This window comes from Paraburkholderia sp. HD33-4 (genome assembly GCF_021390635.1).
Lineage (GTDB): Bacteria > Pseudomonadota > Gammaproteobacteria > Burkholderiales > Burkholderiaceae > Paraburkholderia.
Map to the genome: position 1 here is coordinate 98804 of NZ_JAJEJS010000002.1, position 17157 is coordinate 115960.

16 protein-coding genes and 1 pseudogene are annotated in these 17157 nt (G+C 64.9%); 11 read left to right on the forward strand and 6 right to left on the reverse strand.

Features of this window, described 5'->3' with window-relative positions; all coding sequences use genetic code 11:
* Window positions 1-29 precede the first annotated feature (29 nt).
* From L0U84_RS20350 to L0U84_RS20375, 7 genes are all read left to right on the forward strand, one after another.
* Window positions 30-629, forward strand: coding sequence for a cytochrome b (locus L0U84_RS20350; protein ID WP_233852216.1), 600 nt, complete (start codon window positions 30-32; stop codon window positions 627-629).
* 81 nt (window positions 630-710) lie between these two features.
* Window positions 711-2162 (forward strand): glycosyltransferase family 2 protein, encoded by a 1452-nt coding sequence (locus tag L0U84_RS20355; protein ID WP_233852217.1) that lies wholly within the window; start codon window positions 711-713, stop codon window positions 2160-2162.
* Window positions 2163-2166: 4 nt separating this feature from the next.
* The gene (locus L0U84_RS20360) at window positions 2167-3090 is read left to right on the forward strand and encodes a LysR family transcriptional regulator (protein ID WP_233852218.1); all 924 of its coding nucleotides are present in this window, start codon (window positions 2167-2169) and stop codon (window positions 3088-3090) included.
* A 141-nt stretch (window positions 3091-3231) separates the two neighbouring features.
* Window positions 3232-3957 (forward strand): alpha/beta fold hydrolase, encoded by a 726-nt coding sequence (locus tag L0U84_RS20365; RefSeq protein WP_233852219.1) that lies wholly within the window; start codon window positions 3232-3234, stop codon window positions 3955-3957.
* A 263-nt stretch (window positions 3958-4220) separates the two neighbouring features.
* Complete coding sequence (locus L0U84_RS20370) at window positions 4221-5480, forward strand: aromatic ring-hydroxylating oxygenase subunit alpha (protein WP_233852221.1); 1260 nt, start codon at window positions 4221-4223, stop codon at window positions 5478-5480.
* 206 nt (window positions 5481-5686) lie between these two features.
* Window positions 5687-5812, forward strand: coding sequence for a hypothetical protein (locus tag L0U84_RS43815; protein WP_267939939.1), 126 nt, complete (start codon window positions 5687-5689; stop codon window positions 5810-5812).
* Between the two features lie 70 nt (window positions 5813-5882).
* The gene (locus L0U84_RS20375) at window positions 5883-6317 is read left to right on the forward strand and encodes a rubredoxin (protein WP_233852222.1); all 435 of its coding nucleotides are present in this window, start codon (window positions 5883-5885) and stop codon (window positions 6315-6317) included.
* Between the two features lie 33 nt (window positions 6318-6350).
* On the opposite strand, the gene L0U84_RS20380 is transcribed toward L0U84_RS20375, so the two are convergent.
* The gene (locus L0U84_RS20380; RefSeq protein WP_233852224.1) at window positions 6351-7205 is read right to left on the reverse strand and encodes an oxidoreductase; all 855 of its coding nucleotides are present in this window, start codon (window positions 7203-7205) and stop codon (window positions 6351-6353) included.
* Between the two features lie 230 nt (window positions 7206-7435).
* Window positions 7436-8374: a LysR family transcriptional regulator gene (locus L0U84_RS20385; RefSeq protein WP_233852225.1), complete on the reverse strand. Its 939-nt coding sequence runs from the start codon at window positions 8372-8374 to the stop codon at window positions 7436-7438.
* 120 nt (window positions 8375-8494) lie between these two features.
* Here L0U84_RS20385 and lysA point away from each other — a divergent pair.
* Window positions 8495-9737, forward strand: a pseudogene (gene lysA, locus L0U84_RS20390) (diaminopimelate decarboxylase).
* Window positions 9738-9766: 29 nt separating this feature from the next.
* On the opposite strand, the gene L0U84_RS20395 reads toward lysA, so the two are convergent.
* Window positions 9767-10687 (reverse strand): LysR substrate-binding domain-containing protein, encoded by a 921-nt coding sequence (locus tag L0U84_RS20395; RefSeq protein WP_233852227.1) that lies wholly within the window; start codon window positions 10685-10687, stop codon window positions 9767-9769.
* 115 nt (window positions 10688-10802) lie between these two features.
* Here L0U84_RS20395 and L0U84_RS20400 point away from each other — a divergent pair, with 115 nt between their 5' ends.
* Both L0U84_RS20400 and L0U84_RS20405 read left to right on the forward strand, forming a co-directional pair.
* Entirely contained in the window at window positions 10803-11570 is a 768-nt protein-coding gene (locus L0U84_RS20400) for a transporter substrate-binding domain-containing protein (RefSeq protein ID WP_233852228.1), read from the forward strand.
* A 37-nt stretch (window positions 11571-11607) separates the two neighbouring features.
* On the forward strand, window positions 11608-12723 hold the full coding sequence (locus L0U84_RS20405) for a succinylglutamate desuccinylase/aspartoacylase family protein (protein WP_233852229.1): 1116 nt from the start codon (window positions 11608-11610) through the stop codon (window positions 12721-12723).
* Window positions 12724-12772: 49 nt separating this feature from the next.
* On the opposite strand, the gene L0U84_RS20410 is transcribed toward L0U84_RS20405, so the two are convergent.
* Window positions 12773-13039, reverse strand: coding sequence for a cupin domain-containing protein (locus L0U84_RS20410; protein ID WP_233852231.1), 267 nt, complete (start codon window positions 13037-13039; stop codon window positions 12773-12775).
* Between the two features lie 367 nt (window positions 13040-13406).
* Here L0U84_RS20410 and L0U84_RS20415 point away from each other — a divergent pair, with 367 nt between their 5' ends.
* Window positions 13407-14324, forward strand: a complete 918-nt coding sequence (locus tag L0U84_RS20415; RefSeq protein WP_233852233.1) for a dihydrodipicolinate synthase family protein — start codon at window positions 13407-13409, stop codon at window positions 14322-14324.
* Window positions 14325-14433: 109 nt separating this feature from the next.
* On the opposite strand, the gene L0U84_RS20420 is transcribed toward L0U84_RS20415, so the two are convergent.
* Window positions 14434-16602: a phosphocholine-specific phospholipase C gene (locus tag L0U84_RS20420; RefSeq protein ID WP_233852234.1), complete on the reverse strand. Its 2169-nt coding sequence runs from the start codon at window positions 16600-16602 to the stop codon at window positions 14434-14436.
* Between the two features lie 101 nt (window positions 16603-16703).
* Window positions 16704-17054, reverse strand: coding sequence for a hypothetical protein (locus L0U84_RS20425; protein WP_233852236.1), 351 nt, complete (start codon window positions 17052-17054; stop codon window positions 16704-16706).
* Window positions 17055-17157: the final 103 nt, after the last annotated feature.

A 17157-nucleotide genomic window follows, 5' to 3' on the forward strand; every position in this document is an offset into this window, starting at 1 on the left:
CATTCATCGCCGTAGCGAACGGAACCCCCATGAACACCCAAGCGAACCCCGTCACCGATTCGACCGAGGCAATTCGCCCGCCACGCTACACGCGCACCGCAATGACGCTGCACTGGCTGATTGCGTTGCTGATGATCGTCAACGTCGGGCTCGGACTGTGCGCGGATTCGCTGCCCGACGACTGGGTGCGTCCGGTGATCGACACGCATAAATCGATCGGCATCACGGTGCTGGGGCTCGCACTGCTGCGCATCCTGTGGCGCGTGTCGCACAAGCCGCCGCCGTTACCGCGCGAGTTTCCGAGGTGGGAAAAAGTTGCCGCGCATCTCGCGCACTTCGCGCTGTATCTGCTGATGATCGCATTGCCGCTGTCCGGCTGGCTGCACGATTCCGCGTGGAAAGACGCGGCCACGCATCCGATGCAGTGGTTCGGCCTGTTCCAGTGGCCGCGCATCGGCTATGTGATGCACCTCGACCCGACACTGAAAGAGATGTTGCACGACCGCTTCGGCGCGCTGCATACGTGGCTCGGCTATGCGCTTTATGCGTTGCTGGCGATGCATATCGGCGGCGCGCTCAAGCACCAGTGGCTCGATCGCAAATCGGTGTTGAAGCGCATGACGCCGTGAAGGCGCGGCGCGCATTATTGATCGAGCGCGAACGCAGCCTCACCGACCAACCGCAACCATCCTCAACCTGAAACATTCGCCTTGAAGAAGACCCTCGAACAGGCACTCGCTGTCGCGTCGCCACGCATCCTGCCGCGTCGCGCGGCGCTATCGAGCACGCTGATCCATTCCAGCGTCGTCGTGCTGTGGGCGCTGCTGTTCGCGCGCGCATTCTTTCTGCGTGGCGCGCTCGCGTGGTCGACCGGTATCGCGTATGTCGTCTATGACACGTTGCTGCTCGCGTTCGTCACGTGGAAGTCGTTGCCGCTGATGCGCCGCGCGCCACCGCTCGAAGCCGACTACGAACGGCGCGAGCTGCCGGACATGGGCGTCATCGTCGCGTCGCATAACGAGGCGGCCGTGCTGCCGGTCACGCTCGCCGCGCTGCTGCGGCAAACGCACGGCCCGGCGCAGATCGTGATCGCCGACGACGGCTCCACCGACGCCACCGCCGAGCTGCTCACGCAACGCTTCGGCCTCGTGCCCGCCGCCGAAGGCGTGCTGAGCGCGCCGAGCTCGCTCTATCCGAATCTGTTCTGGCTGCGCGTGCGGCACGGCGGCAAGGCCCGCGCTCTGAACGCCGCAATCACCGTGATGACGACCGACACCGTGATGACCGTCGACGCCGACACGCTGCTCGACGACGACGCCACCTACGCGATGCGCGCTGCATTCGCGGGCGAGCCGAAGCTCGTCGCGGCAGCGGGCATCCTCGTGCCGGTCTGCGGCAAGTCGCTGTCGGGCCGTGTGTTCCAGTGGTTCCAGACCTACGAGTACATGCGCAACTTCATCGCGCGTTTCGCGTGGATGCGCGCGGACAGCCTGCTGCTGATCTCGGGCGCGTTCGCGTCGTTCCGGCGCGAAGCCCTGGTTGCGGTCGGCGGCTTCGATCCGCAGTGTCTGGTCGAGGACTACGAGCTGATCCACCGGCTGCGCCGCTATTCGGTCGATCACAGACTCGGCTGGGACGTGCGCGTGGTCGGCGAAGCGCATGCGCGCACCGACGCGCCCGACAACCTCGCGAGCTTTCTGCGCCAGCGCCGCCGCTGGTTCGCGGGCTTCCTGCAGACGCAGTACTGGAACCGCGACATGACCGGCAATCCGCGCTACGGCACGCTCGGCCTGCTGATGCTGCCGGTCAAGGCGGTCGACACGATGCAGCCGATCTACGGCCTCACCGCGTTCGCATTGCTGCTCGGCTTTCTGTTCGGCGGACACGGCGCGATCGTCGTGTCGATCTTCAGCGTGATCGGCCTGAAAACGGCGATCGATCTGGCGTTCTACCTGTGGAGCATCCATCTGTACCGGCGCTGGACCGGCGAGCGCAGCGGCAACAGCCTTGGCATGGCGATGCTCGCGGCGGTTGCCGAACCGTTCTCGTTCCAGCTCGCGCGTCACCTGGGCGCGGCGCTCGGCTGGCTGCACTTTTTGCGCGGCGGCCGCGCATGGGGCGCGCAGCGGCGCTCGGGGCTCGTCGCGGGCGATGAGGGCTGACGGCATGAAGCCACTGGATCTGACTCGTTTCGATCTGAACCTTCTGGTCGTACTCGAGGCGCTTTGGGCCGAAAGGCACGTCGGCCGCGCCGCCGAACGATTGCATCTGTCTCAGTCCGCAACCAGCCATGCTTTATCGAGGTTGCGCACGGCGTTTTCCGATCAGCTGTTCATTCGTCATCCGCGCGGGATCGAGCCAACGCCGCTGGCCATCGAGTTGATGCCGCGAGTGGCGGCGGCGCTCGAGTCGGTCAGGCTCGTCGCCACTCCACGTGGCAAGTTCGATCCGGCTCGTCTGCAAGCGACGCTTTCGGTGGCGGCCACCGACCACGCCATCTTGACCGTCGTCGCCCCTGTCCTCGCCAGGATCCAGGCTGCTGCGCCGGGTGCCGTGCTGAAGCTCAGGCCGGCCGATACCGAGTCCGCGCTGCGCATGTTGGATACCGGCGATCTCGACATCGTGCTAGGGTCCGGCTCTTTTGCCCAGATCCCGCAGCGTTTCGATTGTCGACTCGTCCATCAGGAGCGGTTCGTCGGCATCGCGCGCAAGGGGCATCCAGCGCTGGTCAAGCGAGGCAGGAAGCTGTACATGGAACTGGATGACTTCACCCGGCTGCCACACATTCTGGTCTCGCCGCGCGGCGATCCGCGGGGAGCTGTCGACGATGCGCTGGAGGCCCTCGGTCGTACCCGCAAGGTGAACGCCACCTGCCCCAGCTTTCTGGCTGTGCCGTTCATGGTCGGCGCTTCGGAATCGATTGCCGTTATCGCCGAGCGAGTCGCGCTGCGGATGCGGGATACCGCGCAGTTGAGCCTGTTCGAGCTTCCTCTGGCGTTACCCGGCTGGGAGGTCCTCGTCGTTCGAGCCCGAGGGCGCGCCAACGAACCCGCGGTTCAGTGGATTACCGACATGATGATCGCTGACTGAACGTCGGCAGGGGCTTGCGGTCGTTGGAGCGACCAGGGGACCATGAATCTCGTGCATCGACATGGTGTGCAAATGCCATTGGATCGAATGCCTCAGGGCTCCTAGAGTGCGGGTGTCGTTTATTCAACCCGCGCGTATCCCATGAAAACAGACCCCACCCTGGTCATGATTCCCTGCTTCGCAGGCGCTCCGTGGCAGCTCGACCAGCTAACCCATTTGCAGCGTCACCCGATGCGCACACTTCGCTTGCCGGACGACGTGCGCGAGCTGGAAACGCTGGCTGACTTCATCGCCGAGCAGGTGAAAGACCTGGAGAGCTATGTGTTGGTTGGCGATTCGTACGGCGCGGTCTCCTCGATCGCGGTTGCGACGCGGCAGCCGAAGGGCCTGAAGGGCCTGGTGCTCTCCGGCGGTTTTGCCAGGAGCCCGATCACCTCGCCGTTGCTCAAAACGCTGGCGGCGCTTGCGCCGTTCTTCCCCGGGCCTTTTTATCGCCAGCTCACCCTTCGGTTCCACGCGGCGCAGTTGGCTTCGTCGTTCGACGAGGAGGGGGAGATACCTTGGTCAGCCGGAAAGAGCCGCGCCTTCTTCGTCAGGGAGACATCGCATCAGGCCTATGTCAACCGCATACGCTCGATCGCGAAGACGGACTATACGGCCCTGCTGAAGAAGATCGCGGTCCCCACGCTGATCCTGACTCCCGAGGAAGACAAGCTGATCGGCAAAGAAGCCGCGGGGATTCTCCTGAATGGCATCAAAGGATCTCAGGAAGTCATCATGCCGCGCACCGGTCACATGTTCAGGTTTTCACATCCTGGCGCCTACTCTCTGGAGATCGGAAAGTTTCTGGAGCGGGCTTTGCACTAAGGGCTTTGGCGCAAACAAAGGTGCCCGTGCAGATGTGAACGGAGCCTGCAGTGGGCGAAAGAGGAGGCCAATCTTTCCGTAATGTGCGCGTGGTAAAGATAGCTCTACACGCCGATGCGCGCGCTTTCGCAATGTGTGCTGCGACGCTTTGCGCAGGCCGTCGCCAGCCCCATGCGCTGGCCGCTTCAAGTAGACTGACGAAGATGCCACCTCGCGATCCGGGGCGGCAACCTTCTATCCGCTCGTGCACGGAGGCTTGACCTATGCATGCTGTTCCCCCGCTCGGACAAGAACAAGATATCGCCGACGCAACGCTTGCCGCGACGCCTGCCCAGGCGGCGTCGCAGAATCCCGCTTCTTCCGCTTCTCCCGCATCGCAGACCTGCTCGCACGCTGCCGGTCACGCCACTCACGACGCACCCGTGCGCGATCTGCGCCGCGTCGCCATTCATCCGGATCATTGGTATCCACTCGCGTGGTCGCATGAAGTGAAGCGCGGCAAGACGCTCGGCGTGACCTTCGCCGGCGATCCGATCGTGCTCGCGCGCACCGAGAGCGGCAAAGTGTTCGCGTTGGAAGACCGTTGCGCGCATCGGCAGGTGCCGCTGCACCAGGGGGTGGTCGACGGCGAATCGATTCGCTGCGGCTATCACGGCTGGACCTACGACTGCGCGGGCAAGTGCATCGACGTGCCGTACCTCGGCCGCGAGCGTCTGCCGAACGGCGTGCGGTCATATCCGTGTCACGAAGTCGAGGGACTGATCTTCGTGTTTCCGGGCGACGCCGCGCTCGCTGCAGAGCGGCCGCTGCCGGACTTTCGCTCGGTGTCGGACCCGAAGTACAAGACGCGCCGTTTCGGTCGTCCGGTCAAGTGTCATTATTCGTTCATGCACGAGAACCTGATGGACATGAATCATCAGTTTCTGCATCGCCGCCAGATGGGTCAGATGCGTGCGCGTTCGCTCGGCCGGCGGCGCGGCGAGGGCTGGGTCGAGGTCGACTACACGTTTGCGCGCATGGAGGGTCAGCAGCCGCTAGGCGAGGCGATGGTGTTCGGCGAGAGGCGCAAGACCGGTGGCTTCAACGACAAGGACGTGATGACGATCCGCACCGAATACCCGTTCCAGACCCTGCAAATCCGCAACGATGAGAAGACGCTGGTGATGGACCTGTGGATCATCTATGTGCCGCTCGATCGCGAGCAGCGCACCAACCGAACGTTCGGGCTGCTGTCGATCCGCAAGCCCGGCATTCCGGGCGTGATGAATCTCGCGTGGCCGCTGCTGGTGTGGTTCACCGAGCGCATCTTCAAGGAGGATCGCCAGATCGTCGAGGCGGAACAGCGCGCGCACGATTCGCAGGGCGCCGACTGGAATCACGAGGTGTTCCCAGTCATCAACGACCTGCGCGCGCTGCTGCGCGAGTGCGGCGCGCCGGACCAGGTGGTCGGCGCGGGCACCGGCGATTCCGCCGTGATCCGCTTCTGGGATTCGCGTCACGGCGATCCGCTCGCGAAGACCTGAGCGCGGCGCGGCGCGGTTCACCCTTCCCGGCGCGGCTTTCCCACTCGCCGGGAATTAATTCATCTCCCCACGGTAGACAATGCGCGGCGCGCGAGCGGCGATAATAGCGCCCGGTACCTTTATTGCGCGCGAGTTTGCGCCAATCGACATTTGGTGCGTCCGCACCCGTGTACCATTGCGCTTTTTCCGAACTTCAAGACTTGCTCGTGACCACGCAACAAACCCCCACCAACTCGCGTAAATCCCTCACTTTGCTGCAACTGCTCGGCCTGATCGGCGCCGCTGGCCTGATCGCCTCGTACGCGCTGAATCTGCTGGTACAGGCGCACTGAGCAGCGCCCGCCTCGCGCGGGCAGCCTTGTGCCGGCGCGCGTCGCCGGCCTTCTCGAGATTCCGATTGCCATGTACAAGAAGGGCGTAGCCGTAGAAATCCAGTTTTCCCCCGAGCGGCTCAACGACGGCGCCGGCGATCCGTACTGGATCGATCTGACCCAAGACGAAGCCCAGCGCCTGCTGGACAGCCTGCAGGCGCGGCTCGCGGGAACCGGTAGCGGCACGGTCGCACCGCTCGTCGTGAGCCTCGATGCGACGGCGCGCACGTTCGCGGCGGATGCCGCGGCGAACGAAACGTCCGCTGCGTCGACGGCCGCGAACGCCGCCGCGGCCGACGACTTCAAGCAATGGGTCTGCGTGATCTGCGGCTGGGTCTACGACGAAGCCGCCGGCTTGCCCGAAGAGGGCATCGCGCCGGGCACGCGCTGGGCCGATGTGCCGGCCGACTGGCGCTGCCCGCTGTGCGATGTGGGCAAAGAAGATTTTGCGCTGGTGGAGTTTTAACGCGCGGGCCGAGGCTCGCCCGATAAACCCGCTCTACGCCGTCCCTTCCGGATAATCCGCCCCCTCGGTCGCCGCTCGCCAGGCGTCGAAATCACCGCGCAGGAAATCGAGCTTCTTGTACGCGAGATCGAGCGCCATCTTGCCGAGCAGCAGACGCAGCGGCGGCGCGTCCGACAACGCCGCATCGATGATCGCCTGGGCGGCGCGCACCGGATCGCCGGCCTGCTTGCCGCTGCGCGCTTCGGTCTGCTTGCGGCGCTCGCCGGCGGTCGACGCGTAATCGTCGATCAGCGTCGCCGACTGCTTGATCGACGGACCCGCCCAGTTGGTGCGGAACGGCCCAGGCTCGACGATCAGCACGCCGATGCCGAGCGGTTTCACTTCCAGCGCGAGCGATTCCGACAGCCCTTCGACCGCGTACTTCGTCGCATGGTAGTAGCCGGTCGCCGCGAAACTCGCAATCCCGCCGATCGACGACACGTTGACGATCAAACCGCTGCGCTGCTCGCGCATGATCGGCAGCACGGCCTTCGTGATGTCGACGAGGCCGAACACGTTGGTCTCGAACATCGCGCGGACTTCGCTGTCCTCGCCTTCCTCGATCGCGGCCAGATAGCCGTAGCCCGCGTTGTTGACGAGCGCATCGATGCGGCCGAAATGACGCTTCGCCTGCGCCACCACGGTTTCGATCTGCGCGCGATTGGTCACGTCGAGCGGCAGCACCAGCGCTCGCTCGCCGTGACTCTCCGCGATGTCCTTCACTTTCGATGCATCGCGCGCGGTGACGACCGCGCGCCAGCCGCGTTCGAGCACGAGCTTCGCGAGCTCGCGGCCGAAGCCGGTGGAACAGCCTGTGATCAGCCAGACGGGATTGTCTCGATTCATCATTTGGAACACTCCTGTTGAAGGTCTATGACGTGAAGACTCGAAAACGGCGCTAAAAGTGGCGCCCCGATGCGGCGCGAACGCGCGGCGCGTCGGTAATCGGTATGCGGGTGATGTCAGCTTGAAGCGTGCCCGGGTCGCACGGCGGACGGTTCGGGCGGTGGCCCCCGCGCGAGCGCGCGTGCTGCTGCGCCGATTCGCCGGGCGATGAGGATGGGACGCCGCCGTGACTGCTATGACTGCGCTGACCGCCTGGGGCCGATGTGGCGCTTTAATTGTAATCGCAGCGCGGCGGCTTCGCTTTGCAGCGCGCCGACGAACGCGTCCGCGAGCGGCTGCGCGGGCCGGTGCTCGGGACGGATCACGCTGACGCGAAACGGCAGCGACAACGCAAGCGGCCGGATATGCAGATTGCGGTCAGCGAAATCGACGGCGGTCAGCGGATTGACGATCGCAATGCCGAGCCCTTGCCGCACGAAGCTGCACACGGACACCGCGGTCGGCGTCTCGATCAGCAGGCGGCGCGCGACGCCTGCCCGCGCGAATGCTTCGTCGATCTGCAGCCGGTATGGATCGTTCGCGGACAGGCTGATGAACGCCTGATCCGCGAAGTCTTTCAACGCGATCACGCGTTTCGCGAGCAGCGGGTGAGCGTCGGGTAGCACGCACACTTCATCGACGGCGACGAGCGGCGTGAGCCGCGTGCCGGGCGGCGGCGCATCGTGCTCGGTGAGGCCGAGGTCATAGCGCTGCGCGCTCAGCCATTCTTCGAGAAACGGCGACTCCTGCGTCGCGATCGACACGCTGACGCCCGGCTGCGCAGCATGAAAGCGTTTGACGGCGCCCGGCAGGACAGAATGCGAAAACACCGGCAGCGCGATCACGGACAACTGGCCACCCTTGAATTCGCGCAGCGCGGCCGCCGTCGACGCGACCCGTTCGAGCCCGACATAGGCGCGCTTGATTTCGTCGAACAGCGTCAGCGCGGCTTGCGTGGGACGCAGCCGGCCCTGCACGCGCTCGAACAACGCGAAGCCGATGCCCTGTTCCATGCGCGCGAGTTCGCGGCTCACGGTGGGCTGCGACGTGAATAGCATTTCGGCTGCCTTGGTGACGCTGCCGGCCGTCATCAGCGCGCGGAAGATTTCGATGTGACGGTGTGTGAGCGCCATGGTTGGTCGAAGCTATATCAGAAGTGAATAGATGGGCGATAGATTGGTATTTTACTGAATGAGCACTGCGGCTCATCATGTCGGCTAACGCTTTCGCAAAGCTTCGACATGCAGCCGACCATGACCCCATTCAACCCCCATCAACTCGCCGACCTCGCGCGCCAGCACGGCACGCCGCTATGGGTCTATGACGCCGACACGATCCGCCAGCGCATCGCGCAGTTGCGCAGCTTCGACACGATCCGCTACGCGCAGAAGGCCTGTTCGAACCTGCACATCCTGAAGCTGATGCGCGACGAAGGTGTGATGGTCGATGCAGTCTCTTTGGGCGAACTCGCGCGCAGTTTCGCCGCGGGATTTACGGCTCGACCCGCATCGAACGGCGGACCCGAAGGCGTCGTCTTCACCGCCGACCTGCTAGACCACGCGACGCTAGCCACCGATCACCGTCAACGCCGGTTCGCTCGACATGCTCGAACGGCTCGGACGACATGCGCGCGAGGGCCATCGCGTGTGGCTGCGGATCAACCCCGGCTTCGGTCACGGCCACAGCAGCAAGACCAACACCGGCGGCGAGCACAGCAAGCACGGCATCTGGCGCGACGACCTGCCGCACGCCCTCGAACTGGTGCGGCGCTATCGGCTGAAGCTCGTCGGGCTGCACATGCATATAGGCTCGGGCGTCGACTACGCGCATCTCGCGAAAGTGTGCGATGCGATGGTCGATGCGGTGTCGCAAGTCGGTCAGGATATCGAGGCGATTTCCGCGGGCGGCGGTTTGTCGGTGCCCTATCGCGATGGCGAGCCGAGCGTCGACACCGCGCATTATTTCCGGCTGTGGGACGACGCGCGGCGGCGCATCGAAGCGCAGCTCGGGCATCGTGTGCGGCTCGAAATCGAACCGGGACGCTTTCTGGTCGCGCAGGCAGGTGTGCTGGTCGGCGAAGTGCACGCGCTGAACCCGCGGCCGTCGCGGCAATTCGCGCTGCTCGACGCGGGCTTCAACGACCTCGTGCGGCCGTCGTTTTACGGCAGCCATCACGAGATCAGCGTGCTCCGGCGCGACGGTACGCCGAGCGCTGCGCCCGCCGGCTCGGTCAGCGTGGCAGGGCCGTTGTGCGAGGCCGGCGACGTGTTTACGCAGGTGGAAGGCGGGGTCGTCACGAGCCGATCGATGCCCGCGCCGCAAGTGGGCGACCTGCTCGTGTTTCATGACGCGGGCGCGTACGGCGCGTCGATGTCATCGAACTACAACAGCCGGCCGCTCGCGCCCGAGGTGCTGATCGAGCGCGGCAATGCGCGGCTGATCCGGCGCAGGCAGCGAATCGAAGAATTGATTGCGCTCGAAGAAACCGCGGGTTGAGCGGCGCGTTGGAGCTCAGCGCTCAACGCTCAACGCGCCCGCACCGTGCGCATATACGACGCGATCATCGTCGCGAACTCCTGCGCGGCGGGCGTCAGCGGGATCGCCGCGCGTTGCAGCAGACAGACGTTCTGCTGCAACGCGCGCTCGCGCACCGGGATGGTCGTCAGCACGTCCGCGAACGGCCCGCGCTTCGCAGTGACCGACGCTTCGAGCGACAGGCAATCGGTCGCGCCGACCAGATGCAGCGTCTCGTACAAGCCCTCGACGGTCGCGACGATCTTCGGCGGCGGCAAGCCGTGGCTGTCGAACAGATGGCTCAAGCGGTTGACGTGCGGCTCCTCGGTCAGATTCGGCGAGCGCGTGGTCACCCACGTGCAATCGACGAGCTCGGCGAGCGACTTCGCGCGCGCCTTCGGATGACCGCGCCGGCACACGATCACCGGGTCGGACGGATAGAGCGGCGTGACCGACAGATCGGCGGTGTCGGTCTGCTTCGACACTAGCGCGACCGCGAAATCCAGGGTGCCTTCGCGGATCCACGAAATCATCATGCGCGACGTGCCCGTGCGCAGATGCACGGCGACGCGCTCGAAGCGCGCGCGAAACTCCATCAGCACCGGCGCGAACGCGTCGACGAGCGGCTCGGTCGTCATGCCGAACGTGACCTCGCCGGCGTAGTCGCCACGTAGCTGACGAACGTCCTCTTCGGCACGCTCGCACTCACCGAGGATCGCGCCGGCCCGCTGTAGCAGCCGCTGGCCCAGCGCGGTCAGCGCGATGCCGCGATTGGTGCGCGTGAAGAGCGTCGCGCCGAGCATCGATTCGAGGTTTTGCAACTGCTGCGTGATGCCGCTTTGCGCGATGCCGAGCGCGCGCGACGCCGCGCGGATGCTGCCATGCTCGGCGACCGCCGTGAACGCGCGCAGCTGGGAAATGGTCAATGCCATGCCGTCGGGATCTGGTGATCGGTAAAAGTGATCATGATAGTCCGAACGGGACTTCTTTGAGGCACCCCTGCCGCGTACGATCACGCTGTCCTGATCCGCTCACCGCGCCCCTTCCATGAAAACTCCGCTGATCACTCTTTGCGCCGCGCTGGCTTTCAGCAGCGGCGCGTTCGCCGCTGACGCCAACACGCTGCGCCTCGGCATCGACCCGACCTATCCGCCGATGGACTCGAAGGCGCCCGACGGCAGCCTGAAGGGCTTCGACGTCGATCTCGGCAACGAGATTTGCCGGCGCATCCACGCGCACTGCCAGTGGGTCGAACTCGAGTTTTCGGGCATGATTCCGGCGCTGCAGGCACGCAAGATCGACGCGGTGTTGTCGTCGATGGCGATCACCGAGAAGCGCGAGCAGCAGATTCTGTTTTCGTCGAAGCTGTTTCAGTTCAAGTCGCGGCTGATCGCGAAGCAAGGTTCATCGCTTGCGCCGACTGCGAGCGGACTCGCCGGCAAGCAGATCGGCGTGCAGTCGGGCACGCAGTTCGAGGGCTACGCGCTGAAGAACTGGACGCCGCTCGGCGCGAACGTGGTCGCCTACAAGAGCCAGGACGAGGTGTTCGCCGATCTGCAGAACGGGCGGCTCGACGGCGCGTTGCTCGGCACGGTCGAGGCCGATTACGGCTTTCTGCGCACGCCCGCGGGCAAGGGCTTCGCGTTTGTCGGCGAGCCGCTTTCGATGGGCGACCACGGCGTCGGCATCGGCTTGCGCAAGGACGAAACCGAAGTGCAGGCATCGATCAACGCGGCGATCGCGTCGATGCGCCAGGACGGCACGTATGCGCAGATCGCGAAGAAGTACTTCGACTTCGATCCGTACGGCAACTGATCCAGATTTCCAACGACATCTTCACGGCTTTCCATTCATGAACAGGCAATCTATTCCGCTTCTGTCGCCGGCTATCGGCACGCACCGCGAACTGGTGTCGTTTCATTTCGGCCCGCTCGACAGCGGGCAGAAGATCTATATCCAGGCGTCGCTGCATGCCGACGAAACGCCCTCGATGCTGACCACGGTGCTGCTCAAGCGGCGCTTGCTGGAGCTCGAACGAGCCGGCGCGCTGAATGCGGAAATCGTGCTCGTGCCGGTGTCGAATCCGGTCGGGCTCAGTCAGTACGTGCTCGGTCAGTTCGTCGGCCGCTTCGATCTCGGCAGCGGCAAGAACTTCAACCGGCATTTCGTGCAGTTCACCAAGCTCGTCGCGAATGCGAAAGAGGCGCTCGGCGCCGACGCGAACGAGAACCGCCGCATCGTGCGCGCGCTGCTCGCGGCCGAACTCGCGCAACAGAAGCCGCTGACCGAATTCGAGTCGCTGCAACTGGCGCTCCTGAAGCTGTCGTGCGACGCGGACGTCGTGATCGATCTGCATTGCTCGCTCGAAGCGGCGATGCATGTGTACACGAGCGAGGCCGCGTGGGCCGAGTTCGAGCCGCTGTCGCGCTACCTTGGCGCCGAGGCTTCGTTGCTCGCGACGGATTCCGGCGGCGGCGCGTTCGACGAAACCCACAGCCTGCTGTGGTGGACGTTGCAGCAGCAGATGCCGGCGAGCAAGCCGGTGCCGACCGGCTCGATCGCGGTGACGGTCGAGTGCCGCGGTCAGCGCGACGTGTCATATGAAGTCGCGCAGCAGGATGCCGACGCGTTGGTCGACTACCTGGTGTGGCGCGGCGCGATTCGCGGCGACGCGAAGCCGTTGCCGCCGCTGCTGTCGCCGGCCACGCCGCTCGCGGGCAGCGAGCAGTTCTATGCGCCGGTGAGCGGGATTCTCGTGCACCGCGCGAAGATCGGCGACACGATTCGCGTCGGTCAGCCGTTGTTCGATATCGTCGATCCGCTGACCGACGAGACGACCACGATCGCGAGCCAGACCGAAGGGGTGTTGTATATGCGCCGCGCGATCCGTTTCGTGACGGCCGGTGCGCCGCTCGGTCGAGTGACCGGCACGCGGCCGATCAGAACGGGCGTATTGCTGGGCGCCTGATCGATCGAAAGAGGCGCTCGCTCATTTTCGTCCGCTCACTTTCGTCTGCTTACTTTCGTCCGACCAGGTACGTGACGCCCTGCGGCCCGTACCGCTCGGCGTGCGCTACGTTCGCCGGCAGATGAAACACGTCGCCGACGCGATACAGGCGCTCGTCGTCGCCAACGCGGATTTGCAATTCGCCTTCGACGATCAGCGCCTTCGCCTCGAACGGATGCGTGTGCACGTCCATGGCGACGTTCGGCTCGCGCGTGACGAGCACTGCGTCGGGAAAGCCTTCCTGGGTCAGCATGTCGGTAAAAGCTTCGCGATTCATGGCGGCGGCCTCGTGCGGAAATAGTGGCAACCGACTGTAGCGCGATCTGCCGATCTTCGCAGCGCCGGCGCCGCGCACCGCTCGCATGCCGGCGCCGCGCGTCACGACGCAGCGCGGGCCGCTATGCCAGACTCGGCATCCACGGCCGCCAGGAAGCCTCGCGCGACGGCGCTCACATACGCCGCAATCGCCTTGCCACCAAGTAGCGGGCAACCACCCGCTCAGCCATTCGGCGCCTCTCCGACTGTGCGGATTTAATCTCTTTCAGCTACGAAAAAGCCCAAGCCCGCTTGCGGACAAAGGCCGATACTCGTCGTCATATTCAACGTGTGTCGGCGCGGCCGGCTTTTAGAAGGAGACGGACAAAGTGAGCAAGGCTATCCAATGGAGCGGGGTGTTTCCCGCCGTCAGCACCCAGTTCAAGCCGGATTTTTCGCTCGACATCGACGCGACGCACCGCGTGGTCAGCAATCTCGTGAAGGACGGCGTGTCGGGTCTGGTGGTCTGCGGCACGGTCGGCGAGAACACCTCGCTGAGCACGTCGGAAAAGCTGCAGGTGATCGAGGCCGCGCGCGATGCGGCCGGCGGCAAGGTGCCGGTCGTCGCGGGCGTCGCCGAGTTTACGACCGAGTTCGCGCGGCAGACGGTGCGTGAAGCGGCGCGTGTCGGCGTCGACGGCGTGATGGTGATGCCGGCGCTCGTCTATTCCGCGAAGCCGCACGAAACCGCCGCGCACTTCCGCTCGGTTGCGACCAGCACCGACTTGCCGGTGATGATCTACAACAACCCGCCGATCTACAAGAACGACGTGACGCCGGACGTGCTGATCGCGCTGCAGGACTGCGAGAACATTGTCTGCTTCAAGGATTCGTCCGGCGATACGCGGCGCTTCATCGATCTGCGCAACGCGGTGGGCGAGCGCTTCGTGCTGTTCGCGGGCCTCGACGACGTGGTGGTCGAGAGCATCGCGGTCGGTGCGGAGGGCTGGGTGTCGGGCATGTCGAACGCATTCCCGAAGGAAGGCGAGACGCTGTTCCGCCTCGCGACGCAGAAGCGTTTCGATGAAGCGCTGTCGCTGTACCGCTGGTTCATGCCGCTGCTGCACCTCGACGCACGGCCCGACCTCGTGCAATGCATCAAGCTGTGCGAGGAACTGCTTGGGCGGGGCAGCGCGGTCACACGTCCGCCGCGGCTCGCGCTGCAAGGCGACACGCTCGCCGAAGTCAAAGACATCGTCGCAAAGGCGCTCGCCACGCGTCCGACGCTGCCTGACGTCGGTCTCTAAGCACCGCGCTTCGATACCAGCCAAAAAACATCGGCATCCTGTCCGCCGCGCAGGCGCAACAGGATGCCGAATCAGACCGCACTCACGACACCAACCGCGAGCGCCAACCTCAGCTCGCCGTCAGCACCGGCGCCACTGCCGCCGGATCGCTGATACTCGGCCGACCGTTTTCGACGTGACCGGCAAAGCGGCGCGAGAAGCTCGCGTCGTCGCTGCTCGTCACCGTCAGGTCGTACCAGTGGTGGCTCGACGCAAGCACCCAGGCTTCGTCGATACGCGCATGGGCCGGCACGAGCACCGTGCGCGGGCGCGCGCCGTAGGCGTTGTCGATCACCGTCAGACGCGCGATGCCGCCGCCGCTGTTGGTGAACTTCAGAAACACGTTGCCATTCGCGACGTCGTATTGCGCGGTCACTTCAGGTAGCGCCGGCTTGTCGTTTCCATGATCGTTGCCATGGCCGTTGCCATGTCCATTCTGCGTGCTTTGCGTGCTCACCTGGGTGTTGCCCGCGAACTTGCGCACGAAGCCGTTCGGACCGAACACGTCAAATGCGTACACGCCGTTCGTCGTGCTCAGGTCGAACGTATCGCTGAGCGACTTGCCCGCTTCGACCGTGTAGCGCCACGGACCGTCGGTGCGATTCGTCGCGTACACGTAGAAGTGCGCGCCCTGGTCGCCGGTGTTGCCGATGGTGATTTCGAACGTGTCATTGCCCGCGTTCGCCGCGCCGTTCACATGCAGTTCATACGGCAACGCGCGCGCGAAGCGGATGCCGGCTTCCTGCGCGTCGACCGGAGTCGGCGTCGCCGGGACGGTCGGCTTCGGTTGCGTCTTGCACTGGTTGTCGGCCATGCTCATGTAGTTGCTGGTGTCCGGCAGCGGCGGCATCTTCGAATCCGGTGTGCGGAAGTCGAACGCGGTGGTCAGGTCGCCGCACACCGCGCGACGCCACGCCGTGATGTTCGGCTCCTGCACGCCGAAGCGCGTTTCGATGAAGCGGATCACCGACGTGTGATCGAACACCTGCGAGCACACGAAGCCGCCCTTGGTCCACGGCGACACGATCGTCATCGGCACGCGCGGGCCGAGACCGTACGGATAGCCGTCGGCGGTGTAGCTGCCGCCGCGCAGCGGATTGACGACGTCGTGGATCTCGCCTTCGGTCGTCACCGTCGACTTGCCTTGCGCGGACGTCGTCGGCGGTTGCGGCGGCACGAGGTGATCGAAGAAGCCGTCGTTCTCGTCGTACATGATGAAGAGCACGGTCTTGCTCCACACCTCGGGGTTCGACGTCAGCGCGTCGAGAATCTGCGACGTGTATTCGGCGCCGTACGCGGGCGTGTAGCTCGGATGCTCCGAGTACGCGGCCGGCGGGCACAGCCACGACACCTGCGGCAGCCGGTTCGCGAGCACGTCGGCTTTCAGGTCGTCGATGGTGCGCACGGTTTGCGCGCGCTCGTAGAGCGGCGAACCCGGCTGCGCGTTGATGAAGTTCGTGAAGTTCTGCAGGATGTTGGTGCCGTAGTTGCCGTTCAGCGGATCGACCCCCGTCGTGCCCTGCTGATAGATCTGCCACGAAATGCCCGCGGCCTGCAGACGCTCCGGATACGTGGTCCACGACAGCAGCTGATAGTTCGGCGGACCATCGCCGTCGACCCAGTCGTTGTTGTCGAGCAGCGGGCCGCCCATCGTGCCGGTCGGGTCGACCATGCCGGTCATCAGATACGCGCGGTTCGGGTGCGTCGGACCCGGCAGCGAGCAGAAGTACGCATCGCAGATCGTGAAAGCGTCGGCGAGCGCGTAGTGGAACGGGATGTCGCTACGCAGGTGGTAGCCCATCGTCATGTCGGTCTTGTTGGCGGGCCACTGGTCGTAGCGGCCGCCGTCGATCGCGTAATGGGTCTTGTACCACGAGTGATCGAGATCGCCGACGCACTGTGCGCTGGTCGTCGCGGTGTTCAGATGGAACGGCAGCACCGGCTTGGTCGGGTCTTCCTTCGACGGCTGATTCCACACCGGCAGGCCGCTCGGCAGCGGAATCGGGAAGCGGTCGTTGTAGCCGCGCACGCCGCGCAGATGGCCGAAGTAGTGGTCGAACGAACGGTTCTCCTGCATGAACACGACGATGTGCTCGACATCGTTGATCATACCGGTGCGAGAGAACGCCGGCACGGCGAGTGCGCTGCGGATCGACTCGGGCAAGGCGGTCATCGCGGCGGCGGCGCCCGCGGATGAAGCCACGGTTTGCAGGAAACGGCGACGGCTAGTTGATGTCATCGAATATCACCTTCTGCGTAGGGGAAGAATAGCGCGGGTGAACGCGCCGTTGGAATCGTTTCGTTGTTGGTTATGGGTTGCTCTGGCTGATCAGATACGGGCTAGTTGTTCGCGCTGTCGCCGGGCGCGTAGCGCATCACCGGCGCGACCTGCCGGCTGTCGGCCGCGAGACTGGCCTGCATGTTTTGCGTGATCGGGTCGGTGGCGGCCGCGCCACTTGCCGCGTTGCTCGCCGAGTTATGCGCCGTGTTATCCGCGATGTTGTCCGCGAACGGCGCGGAGGCATTGGGAGCGGCCGCCGCCGCGGTGGACTGGGGTACCACGTCGTTCGGCGCAGTGGCCGTTGTCGAGGCGTTGCTCGCGGAAGGGGAGTCGTCCGCGCCGCAACCGTTCAACGCTATCGTGGCGAGCACGAGCAATGCGGCGCTCGCGATGCGCGTGGTTCTTCTCATATCTGCATCCGGTTCGATGAAAGCGGGTGCAGTCTCCATTCCTTTCAAGAAATAATTGTGAAACGTTTGCGCGCGGCATAACTTTCGATAAATCGTCGGTTGA